At 63.8% G+C, this 10,831-nt stretch carries 11 protein-coding genes; 1 reads left to right on the plus strand and 10 read right to left on the minus strand.

The features are described from left to right. Position 1 precedes the first annotated feature (1 nt). The gene (locus AC2VLV_RS09860) at positions 2-1,141 is read left to right on the plus strand and encodes a zinc-ribbon and DUF3426 domain-containing protein (protein WP_486989811.1); all 1,140 of its coding nucleotides are present in this window, start codon (positions 2-4) and stop codon (positions 1,139-1,141) included. A 3-nt stretch (positions 1,142-1,144) separates the two neighbouring features. Here the strand turns inward: AC2VLV_RS09860 and nagZ are convergent, their stop codons facing one another. The 10 genes from nagZ to AC2VLV_RS09910 form a co-directional block, all read right to left on the minus strand. After that, positions 1,145-2,230 (minus strand): beta-N-acetylhexosaminidase, encoded by a 1,086-nt coding sequence (nagZ, locus tag AC2VLV_RS09865; protein WP_486989812.1) that lies wholly within the window; start codon positions 2,228-2,230, stop codon positions 1,145-1,147. Positions 2,231-2,239: 9 nt separating this feature from the next. Further along, positions 2,240-2,635, minus strand: a complete 396-nt coding sequence (acpS, locus tag AC2VLV_RS09870; protein WP_486989813.1) for a holo-ACP synthase — start codon at positions 2,633-2,635, stop codon at positions 2,240-2,242. A gap of 76 nt (positions 2,636-2,711) precedes the next feature. After that, positions 2,712-3,476, minus strand: a complete 765-nt coding sequence (locus AC2VLV_RS09875; protein WP_486989814.1) for a pyridoxine 5'-phosphate synthase — start codon at positions 3,474-3,476, stop codon at positions 2,712-2,714. A 5-nt stretch (positions 3,477-3,481) separates the two neighbouring features. Further along, on the minus strand, positions 3,482-4,249 hold the full coding sequence (gene recO, locus AC2VLV_RS09880) for a DNA repair protein RecO (RefSeq protein ID WP_486989815.1): 768 nt from the start codon (positions 4,247-4,249) through the stop codon (positions 3,482-3,484). A gap of 22 nt (positions 4,250-4,271) precedes the next feature. After that, positions 4,272-5,177 carry a GTPase Era gene (gene era, locus AC2VLV_RS09885; protein ID WP_486989816.1) on the minus strand — a complete coding sequence of 302 codons (906 nt, stop codon included), beginning with the start codon at positions 5,175-5,177 and terminating at the stop codon, positions 4,272-4,274. Then, a complete protein-coding gene (rnc, locus tag AC2VLV_RS09890) occupies positions 5,174-6,004 on the minus strand; it encodes a ribonuclease III (protein WP_486989817.1) in 831 nt (276 codons plus the stop codon). The genes era and rnc overlap by 4 nt, the downstream gene beginning before the upstream one ends. 16 nt (positions 6,005-6,020) lie before the next feature. Then, complete coding sequence (locus tag AC2VLV_RS09895) at positions 6,021-6,371, minus strand: DUF4845 domain-containing protein (protein WP_276707213.1); 351 nt, start codon at positions 6,369-6,371, stop codon at positions 6,021-6,023. A gap of 33 nt (positions 6,372-6,404) precedes the next feature. Further along, positions 6,405-7,331 (minus strand): signal peptidase I, encoded by a 927-nt coding sequence (gene lepB, locus AC2VLV_RS09900; protein WP_486989818.1) that lies wholly within the window; start codon positions 7,329-7,331, stop codon positions 6,405-6,407. Between the two features lie 24 nt (positions 7,332-7,355). Next, positions 7,356-9,164 (minus strand): translation elongation factor 4, encoded by a 1,809-nt coding sequence (gene lepA / locus AC2VLV_RS09905; protein ID WP_486989819.1) that lies wholly within the window; start codon positions 9,162-9,164, stop codon positions 7,356-7,358. A 195-nt stretch (positions 9,165-9,359) separates the two neighbouring features. Further along, complete coding sequence (locus AC2VLV_RS09910; RefSeq protein ID WP_486989823.1) at positions 9,360-10,826, minus strand: DegQ family serine endoprotease; 1,467 nt, start codon at positions 10,824-10,826, stop codon at positions 9,360-9,362. Between the last annotated feature and the right edge of the window lie 5 nt (positions 10,827-10,831).

The following is a 10,831-nucleotide window of genomic DNA, read 5'->3' on the forward strand; positions in this document are numbered from 1 at the left end:
CATGGCACAGGCCACCCGCTGCCCCCACTGCCAGACCGCCTTCAAGGTGGTGCGCGACCAGCTCTTGCTGCGCGAAGGCTGGGTGCGCTGCGGCCATTGCGGCGAACCGTTCAACGCCCTCGATCATCTGATCGATCTCACCCCGGCGCCACCTGCCGTCCCCGCCGCCGAGCCCCAGGCCGCAGCAGAACCATCGCCGCTGCCCGAAGCGCCGCCCGAGCCGCAGGCAAGCACCGTGCCTGTGACGGCAGGCCTGCGCTGGAGCAACATTCCACTCGATCAGCCGACTTATCAAGGTTTTCTGCCACTGACGGTTCAGGCCTACGATCTGGCGCCCCGGACTCCCGCCGAACAAGAACCAGAGCCGGAACTGGAGCACGACGAACAGGTCGAACCTGACGAGGCGTTCACGCCCGCAGAATGGCCCGATGACCTGTTACCCGAAGATGGTCTTGTAGCGGCCGAGATCTCGGCCTCCCAAGCAGCCCTCGACCCCGACGCCCCACCGCTGTCCGAGTTCAACCTGAACGACGCACTCAACTATCAGTTCGAGAGCGAAGACCGCCCGCAAAACGCACCCGCACTCGCCGCAAAGCCGGTGGAAGCAGAGCCCGAATTTATCCGCAAGGCCCGCCGCCAGGCCTTCTGGAGCGGCACGCCTGTGCGCGCGGCGCTGGCCGTCATCAGCCTGCTCCTCCTTCTGGTACTCGCCGCTCAGGCCGCGCTGACCTGGCGCGACACCCTGGCGCAGCAATACCCGAACAGCCGCCCCTGGCTGCAACAACTCTGCCAGATGACCAGCGGCTGCAAACTGAGCGCTCCGCGCGACCTCGATGCCCTGGTCATCGACTCCTCCACGCTCAGCCCGGCCGACAACGGCTTGCAACTCAGCGTGCTGCTGCGCAACCGGTCCGACCGCGCCGTGGCCTGGCCCGCGCTGGAACTGACCCTGACCAATGCGCAGGACATGACCCTGCAACGCAAAGTGGTGCAAGCCGCGCAGTACCTCCCCGAAGCGCAGGCCACTCATCGCACCCTGACAGCGGGCCTGGCCGCGGGTCAGCAGGTGCAATTGCTGCTGCGCCTCGAAGTCGACGGCGCCGCTCCGTCGGGTTACAAGCTGGTGCTGTTCTACCCCTGACGGTTATTTCTGGCCCGCCGGGTTTGGCAGGTTGAAAACGTCGTCGAGCGCCGCCCGGTAGCTGTCGCTCACCATGAGCTCGTCCCATTGCACGGGCGGCTGGGTGGGCAGCAGGTCGAAGCGACGCTGGGCGCTGCGGGCATCGGGCGTCCACTGCCCACGCTCCAGCGCCTGATCGAGTTCGCGCAGCAGCACGTCGAGCGGTCGGCCGTTATCGGCCGCGCTCTGGTTGCACACCAGCATGGCGTCGCATCCGGCCTGCAAACCCTGCAGCGCAGCCTGGCTGAGGCTTTGGCCTTCGGCCCGCGCCGCGGCCATGCCGAGATCGTCGCTGAGTATCGCGCCGGTAAAGCCGATGCGCTCGCGCAGCACGTCCCGCAGCCATACGGGGCTGAAACCTGCGGGCAGCGCATCCACCTCGGGGTAGATCACATGCGCCGGCATGACCGCGCGCAGCCCAGGCGCCAGCCATTGATAAGGCGCGGCATCGGCACCCAGAATGGCGTCGAGGGTGCGCGTGTCTCGCGCCACGGCCAGATGCGTGTCGGCACGCACATAGCCGTGGCCGGGGAAATGCTTGGCGCAATGCGCCATGCCCGCACGCGCCAGACCCAGCATCAGGCTTTGCGCCAGCACCGTCACTACCCGCGCATCGGCGTGAAACGCGCGATCACCGATTACGCTGGAGCCGCCCCAATCGAGATCGAGCACAGGCGTGAAGCTGAAATCGACCCCGCAAGCCCGCAGCTCCGAAGCCAGCACGAAACCGCACGCCGCCGCACGCCGCATGGCGCCTGGGGCATCGACCATCCAATGCGTCCCTAGCTCGCGCATCGCCGGAAGTGCCGTGAAGCCATCGGTGCGAAAGCGCTGTACCCGCCCGCCCTCGTGATCAACCGCGATCAGCAGATCAGGGCGTACCGCCTTGATTTGTGCGCACAGCGCCGAGAGCTGTCCGCGGCTCTCCCAGTTGCGCGCAAACAGCACCACGCCGCCCACCAGCGGATTGCGCAGGCGCTTTCGGTCGGCGGCGCCGAGTTGCAGCCCGGCCACATCGAGGATCAAGGGGGAGTGCATCAGCAGTTGCATGTCTTCGCCTCACCGAGTCACTTCGGCCACAACCATGGCCAGCGCGGTATCGGCCTCATCGGACACCGAGACCAGAAACCGCAGCGAACGGGCCGCGCACCAGTCTTTGAGCGCGTCATGCAGCACGATGATCGGCTGCCCACTGGGGAGCTTGAGAATCTCGCAATCGCGCCAGCGCATGGGGCTGTGAATGCCCAGGCCGATGGATTTGGAGAACGCTTCCTTGGCGGCAAACCGCGTGGCCAGGTAGTTGATGCCGCGCTGGCGCACCTTGGACATACGGCGCTCATACTCGGCCAGCTCGCCGCCGCCGAGCACCCGTTGCGCGAAACGGTCGCCGTTGCGCTGCACCGCGGCGTCCATGCGCGCGATGGAGCAGACATCGGTGCCGATGCCGTAGATCATGAGCGCCCCCAGACCTGCCGCTGCGCGTCAGGCCCCCCAAGGGGGATGAGGAAACTTCGGGCGGCCGTGCGTTTCCTCATGAGTGCGTTGCTACCGCGCGCGCGATCACCGCCTGAAAGTCACGCACCGATTGCTTCAGCCCGACGAACACCGCATGGCCGATGAGCGCATGGCCGATGTGCAGCTCGCTCACTTCAGGCAGTGCGGCAATGGCCGGCGTGCTCTGCAGGCTCAGGCCGTGGCCCGCGTTGGTCTGCAGGCCCAGGCTGCGGCCCAGCTTCAGGCCCGCGACGATGCGATCGAATTCGCGCTGCCGTGCAGCTTCGTCTGCTGCATCGAAAGCGTTGGCGTAAGCGCCGGTATGCAGTTCGATGCAGGGCGCACCAGCCCGGGCGCTGGCCTCGATCTGCCGGATGCTGGGCTCGATGAACAGGGAAACGCGGCAGCCGCAATCGGCCAGACGGGCGCAGGCCTCGCGCACGCGGTCGAACTGCCCCGCTACATCCAGCCCGCCCTCGGTAGTCACTTCCTGCCGACGCTCGGGCACCAGGCAGACCATTTGCGGGCGCACTCGGCAGATGATGTCGAGCATCTCCGGGGCGAGCGCAGACTCGAAATTCAGCGGCGCCGAAAGGGTGGTCTTGAGCCGCTCAACATCGGCATCGCGGATGTGGCGACGGTCTTCGCGCAGGTGGAAGGTGATGATGTCCGCCCCGGCTTCGACCGCCTGCTGCGCCGCCAGCACGGGATCGGGAAAACTGCCTCCGCGCGCGTTACGCAACGTGGCGACGTGGTCGATATTCACCCCGAGCAGCGGCGCAGCATCAGGGGGGCAAGCCATTGGGTTCATAACTTGTGGAGATCAATAAGCAGCTGGCGGGTGCGCAGCATCTGTCCCGAAAGATGATAGTGAAGCAGGCTGCGCATCAGCGTCTTTGCAGCCCGCGCCAGTGCAACATCGCTCTCTGCCGGCGGGCCGTCGCGCAGCGCCAGCAACACCTCGCCGCGCACCGCCAACACATCTGAAGCGGAGCAGGCCGACACGCCATGATCCGGGTCGACCCGGTAAAACGCATCGGGCAGCACGGGCTCGGAGGTCGCCCCTTCGAGGTGCAGGTCGGGCAAAAAACCCAGCTCGCGCAACAGCGAAAACTCAAAGCTGCGCAGCACCGGCTCCAGTTCGCCCGCCGTCGCATGGGGACGTTGCGCCAGCGCGGCAATGCCGGCGTGATACGCGTCGAACAGACCTTCGTGAGCATCTTCGCGAGCCAGCAGACGCACGAGCAGTTCGTTGAAATAAAAACCGCAAAGCAGGGGCAGGCCCGACAGCGGCGCCAGCCCGCCCGCCCATTCGGCCCGGGTCAGGGTGCGCACCTCGCCGCGGCCGCTCCAACTGGCGTGGCAGGGCTGAAAACCCAGCAGCACGGCGCGCAGCGCGGAAGTCGGTCGCTTGGCGCCCTTGGCCACCAGCGCCAAGCGGCCATGGCGTCGGCTGAACACGTCGAGCAGCAGGCTGGTTTCCTTCCACGGGTAGCTGTGCAGGACGTAGATGGGCTCTTCCTGCACGCGCTCCACCGAGACGCCGCGCCTGGGAGCACGCGGTGCGGGTCGCACGGTAACCGGTTCGACGCCCAGCTCAGTCCTCATAGCCGAAGGCGCGCACGGCGGCCTGGTCGTCGGCCCAGCCCGAACGGGTCTTGACCCAGACCTCCAGAAAAACCGGGCCGTCGAACAAGACCTGCATGTCCTGCCGCGCTTCGGTGGAGATGCGCTTGAGGCGCTCGCCCCCAGCGCCGATCACCATGGCCTTGTGTCCATCCCGATCGACGATGATGGCCGCGGAAATGCGGCGCAGATCGCCTTCCTGGGCGAACTGCTCAATGACCACGGTGCTGGTGTAGGGCAATTCGTCGCCGGTCAGACGGAACAGCTTTTCCCGCAGAATCTCTGCGGCAAGGAAGCGCTCGCTGCGGTCGGTGAGGGCGTCTTGTTCATAGCCCCACTCACCTTCATGCAGGTAGGGCTCCATGATGGACAGCAGCCGGGGGGCATCGGCTTTTTTTTGCGCCGACATCGGCACGATCTCGGCAAACTTGCGCAGCTGCCCCAGTTCGGCCAGCCAGGGCAGCAGCTTTTCGCGCGGGGTGATGCGGTCAAGTTTGTTGACCACGGCGATCACCGGCCGGTCGTCGGGCAAGACCTCAAGCACGGTGCGATCCTGCGGAAGAATCTTGCCCGCCTCTAGCACCCAGAGCACCAGATCGACCTCGCTCAAAGCGCCGGTGACAGTGCGGTTCATCGCCCGGTTGAGGGCGTGCATATGCTGGGTCTGGAAGCCTGGCGTATCGACAAAAGCGAACTGCGAAGCTCCGTGCGTGGTCACCCCGAGGATGCGGTGCCGCGTGGTCTGCGCCTTGTGCGAGGTGATGCTCACTTTGGCGCCCACCAGCGCATTGAGCAGAGTGGATTTGCCCACATTGGGACGGCCGACAATGGCCACAGTGCCGAAACGGCGCGGCGAATCCGGGGGCGATGAGGTCATGGCGATTTGAGAGTTTTAGGCGGTCGCCGCACGGGCGCACGACGCTGTTGATTGTGCGCCAGCGCAGGCTGCGCCGCATCAGGCGCATGGCTGGACTGAACGGCTTGCCCGCGCTCATCCACCCACACGGGCCGGTTGCCACGGCGCACGGGTTTTGTGCCGCCTCGTCCAATGCGCTCGATCATGCGCGTGGCGGCGTCTTGTTCGGCGCGGCGGCGGCTGTCGCCCTCGCCCTCGACTTTCAGTCCGAGTGCCGCGACGGCGCACTCCACCTTGAATTGCTGCTGGTGCGCGGCTCCGCGCACGTCGAGCACGGCATAGCTGGGCAAAGGCAGACGCTGGCCTTGCAGAAACTCCTGCAGTTGCGTCTTCGCATCCTTGCGGACGACGTCGGCGTCCAGCGTATCCATGAGTGGGGTGAACAGGCGGCGCATCACCTCTTGCGCCGTGTCGAAGCCGGCTTCGAGGTAGATCGCGCCAAGTAGCGCCTCTACCGTATCCGCCAGAATAGATTCGCGCTGGGCGCCCCCGCTCTGCAGTTCGCCCTCACCCAGTCTGAGAAACCGCCCCAGATCGATCGCCCGCCCGACTTCCGCCAGCGCCTCGGCCCGCACCAGCGCCGCGCGCAGGCGGGAGAGTTGCCCCTCGTCTTGCCGCGCCGCCTGGTGATACAGCCAGGCGGCGGCCGAGAGGTTGAGCACCGAATCGCCCAGAAATTCCAGGCGCTCGTTGTGATCCGCGCCAAAGCTGCGATGCGTCAGCGCCCGCTCAAACAGTTTGCGATCGCGGAAGACGTAGCCCAGCCGCGTTTCCAGTGCCGTGCTCACCCGGGAATCAGTGGAATCAATGGGAATGACCGGCGTACTTGATCAGCAAGAACACCGGCCCGGCAATGTGAATTTCCTTGTTGTAGGCAAAGGAGATCACCACTTTGTCATTCACCTTGGTGATGTCGAGATCCTGCGCCGTGACGGAGGAGATGTAATCGACATCGGCCATTTTGGAATAGGCCGAACGAATATCGGCCACGGTCGGCCCGGCCTTGGCCGCCTGATCGACCGCCTTCTGAATGGCGAAATATTCCGTGGCGGTAGGTACGGCCTGCGCGCCAATGACCACGATGAACGCGAGGATGGCGCCCCAGAAAATCAACCCGATCAGGGTGATGCCACGCTGCTTGTCATGCTGCTTCATATTGGCCCCGATTTCTCCATTCGGCAATGATGATCAATGAATCAGCCCAATGTTTTTCGGTGCGCTGAAATTCATCCACACCACAAAGGCTTTGCCGATGATATTGCGTTCAGGCACGAAACCCCAATAACGTGAATCCAGCGAGTTATCGCGGTTGTCGCCCATGACGAAATAGTTGCCGGCCGGCACCTTGCAGACAAAGCCTTCGGCGTTGTAGTGACACATGTCGCGGTGCGGAAAACTCTCAGGCCCGCCGATGACATAGGGCGGCGCCATCGGATTGATCATGATGCGGTGATCGTGCGTGCCGAGCTTTTCCATGTACTGCTTGTAGTACGTCATGGTGCCGGGATCGAAATAATCGGGCAAAGGCGTTTCCTGCACCGGCTTGCCGTTGATCACCAGCTGCTTGTTTTCGTATGACACCGTATCGCCCGGCAGCCCGACGATGCGCTTGATGTAATCGATCTTCGGATCTTTGGGCAAACGGAACACGATCACATCGCCGCGCTGCGGCAGCGCGCCCGGAGTGAGGCGTGTATCGAGCAGCGGCAGGCGCAGACCGTACTCGAATTTATTCACCAGAATCAGGTCGCCCGGCACCAGCGTCGGCTCCATGGAGCCCGACGGAATCTTGAAGGGCTCGGCCACAAAGGAGCGCAGCAAAAACACCACCAGAATGACCGGGAACAGCCCGGCCGTCCACTCCAGCCACCACGGCTGACGCTGCACCCGTTCGCGCGCCGCTTCGATGTCGGCATCGCTGGCCACGGCGCCGTCTGCGGCCAGACCCTGTTTTTGGAGAGCGCTGCGACGCTCTTCCAACTGCGCCACGGCCGACTTCGCCGCGCGCCTGCGTTGCGGCGCGAAATACCAGCGCTCGGCAAACCAGAACACGCCGGTGATGACCAGAAGAATGAACAGCAATAGGGTGAAGTTGACGCTGGGCGCAGTTTCCATACGGGATATTTTTTGGGGAGTGGATCAGTCTTCGACTTGCAGGATCGCGAGAAAGGCTTCTTGTGGCACTTCGACAGAGCCGATCTGCTTCATGCGTTTTTTACCCGCCTTCTGCTTTTCCAGCAGTTTGCGTTTGCGGGAAATGTCCCCCCCGTAGCACTTCGCAAGCACGTTCTTGCGCAGGGCCTTGATTGTCTCACGCGCGATGATGTTGGCCCCGATGGCCGCCTGGATGGCGACGTCGTACATCTGGCGCGGAATGATCTCGCGCATCTTGGCCGCCACCTGACGGCCGCGATACTGGCTCTGAGCACGGTGCACGATGATGGACAGCGCGTCCACCCGGTCGCCGTTGATCAGCATGTCAACCTTCACCACATCGGCGGCGCGGTACTCCTTGAACTCATAGTCCATCGAGGCATAACCCCGCGATACGCTTTTGAGCTTGTCGAAAAAGTCGAGCACGATCTCGGCCAGCGGCATGTCGTAGGTGAGCATCACCTGGCGACCGTGATAGGCCATATTGAGCTGCATGCCGCGCTTCTGGTTGGCCAGGGTCATCACCGGGCCGACATAATCTTGCGGCATGTAGAGATGCACGGTGACGATGGGCTCGCGGATTTCGGCAATTCGCCCCTGGTCGGGCATTTTCGACGGATTCTCGACCTCGATCACCTCGCCATTGGCCAGCATGACCTGATAGACCACCGAGGGTGCGGTGGTGATGAGATCCTGGTCGAACTCGCGCTCCAGTCGCTCCTGCACGATCTCCATGTGCAGCAGGCCTAGAAAGCCACAGCGAAAGCCGAAACCCAGCGCCTGGCTCACTTCGGGCTCATAACGCAGGGCTGCGTCATTGAGCTTGAGCTTTTCCAGCGCGTCGCGCAACTGGTCGTATTCGCTCGCCTCGGTGGGGTAGAGACCGGCGAACACCTGCGGCTGAATTTCCTTGAAACCGGGCAGCGCCTCGGCTGCCGGTCCGAGATTGTTGGGCAGCTTTTTTTCGAGGGTGATGGTGTCACCGACCTTGGCGGCCTGCAACTCCTTGATGCCCGCGATGATGAAGCCCACCTCGCCCGCGTTGAGCACCTCGCGCTGCACCGCTTTGGGAGAAAACACCCCCAACTGCTCGGCGTTGTAGACCGCGTGCGTGGCCATCATCTTGAAACGCTCGCCCTTCTTCAGACTGCCATCGACCACGCGCACCAGCATGACCACGCCGACATAGGTATCGAACCACGAGTCGATGATCATCGCGCGCAGCGGCGCGTCCACCACACCCTTGGGCGGCGGCATGCGCGTAATCACGGCCTCGAGAATGTCGTCGATACCCATGCCGGTCTTGGCGCTGCAGGGGATGGCGTCCGTCGCATCGATGCCGATGACTTCCTCGATTTCTGCCTTGGCCTGCTCGGGGTCGGCCTGCGGCAGATCCATCTTGTTGAGCACGGGCACCACTTCCACGCCCAGGTCGAGCGCGGTGTAGCAATTCGCCACGGTCTGCGCTTCGACCCCCTGACTGGCATCGACCACCAAGAGCGCACCTTCGCAGGCGGAGAGCGAACGGCTGACTTCGTAACTGAAGTCGACATGCCCTGGGGTATCGATCAGATTGAGGTTATAGGTTTTCCCGTCCCTCGCGAGGTATTGCAGCGCCGCGGTCTGCGCCTTGATGGTGATGCCGCGCTCGCGTTCGATGTCCATCGAATCGAGCACCTGCGCCTCCATTTCCCGGTCGGACAAGCCCCCACACCGCTGAATAATGCGGTCAGCAAGCGTAGATTTGCCGTGATCAATATGGGCAATGATTGAAAAATTACGAATATGATTCATGCAATAGTCCACTGGGGCGACCGCTTCGCGCCCTGCGGATCAGACGGAAACACGGGGATGAACAAGAAAAAAGGCGCGACAAGCGTGACGCGCCTTCCAACAAATCGATTTGGCAACTGCTGATGCTTGTTGGGCGATCATTCTAACCCGGGGGCGAGACCCGGCCTGATGCCGCGTTCCGCCCTGTTGATCGCCTCAGTTCTGCGGCCTGATCAGGACGTACAGACCCGATTCTCCGCGCCGCACCAGCACCGCCACCTGCTTGCCAACGGGCAGTTGCGCGCTGATGGCATTGAACTGGGTGGCACTGCTGACCGCAGTGTTGCCCACCGCCAGCACCACATCACCCACGCGCAGACCGTCGCGTGCAGCGCCCTCGCGCACAGCCTCGACCAGCACGCCGCTGCTCACGCCGAGCTGGCGCTTTTGGGCATCATTGAGGTCGATGACTTTCACCCCCAGCGCATTGGCCTTGCTCACGGCTTCGGGCTTTTGCTCCTCGGCCGGCTTGGCGCCGGGCTTCTTGTCCATCACCCATTCGCCCACCTTGACGTTGAGCGTCAGGGTCTTGCCCATGCGCAGCACCTGCATGGGCACGGTGGCGTCAGGCTTGGTTTCGCCCACCAGACGCGGCAGATCGTTGGCCCGCTCCACCGGCTTGCCGTTGAAGCTGGTGACGATGTCGCCCACCTGTACACCGGCCTTGTCCGCCGCGCCGCCCTTCTCGACGACACGCACCAAAGCACCCCGCGCCTGCCCCAGCCCGAGCGACTCGGCCAGATCGCGGCTCACGCTGTCGATCTGCACCCCGATCTTGCCGCGCACCACATAGCCCTGCTTCTTGAGCTGCTCGACCACGCGCATGGCTTCATCGATGGGGATGGCAAAGGAGATGCCCATGAAGCCGCCGGTACGGCTGTAGATCTGCGAATTGATGCCGATGACGTTGCCGCGCATATCGATCAGCGGGCCGCCGGAGTTGCCCGGATTGACCGCCACGTCAGTCTGAATGAACGGGGTGTAATCGCCGGTATCGCGCCCCTTGGCGCTGACGATGCCCGCCGTCACCGTGTTTTCGAGCCCGAATGGCGAACCGATGGCCACCACCCACTCGCCCACCTTGACTTTGGAGGAATCGCCGATGTGCACGGCGGGCAGCGCTTGCTTGGCATCGATCTTCACCAGCGCCACGTCGGTGCGTTTGTCGGCGCCGATGAGCTTGGCCTTGAACTCGCGCTTATCGGTCAGCGTGACCATGATCTCGTCTGCGCCGTCCACGACATGGGCGTTGGTCATGATGTAGCCGTCCGGGCTGACGATGAAGCCCGAGCCCACGCCCGTGGGACGCTCTTCCTCTTCATTCTGCGGGCCGTTCTTGCCCCCCTTCGGGCTATCGGGCGCGGGAATGGGCACCCCAAAAAACCGCCGAAGCAGTTCGCGGGTCTGCTCGTCCATCTGGTCGCCGCTGCCCACGGGCACCTTCTTGTAGGTGCGGATATTCACCACGGAAGGTCCGGCCTTCTCCACCAGCCCGGTGAAATCCGGCAGGCCGCAGGCCACGCAAGGCTGCTGCGGCGCCGAACCGGCCGCCTGCGCAGGAACCGCGATACCCGACAAGGCCAGCAGGCCCGCACTCAAACAGCTCAACAAAACTTTTTTCACCGATT

The sequence above is a fragment of the Thiomonas sp. TH-17 genome (genome assembly GCF_057473305.1).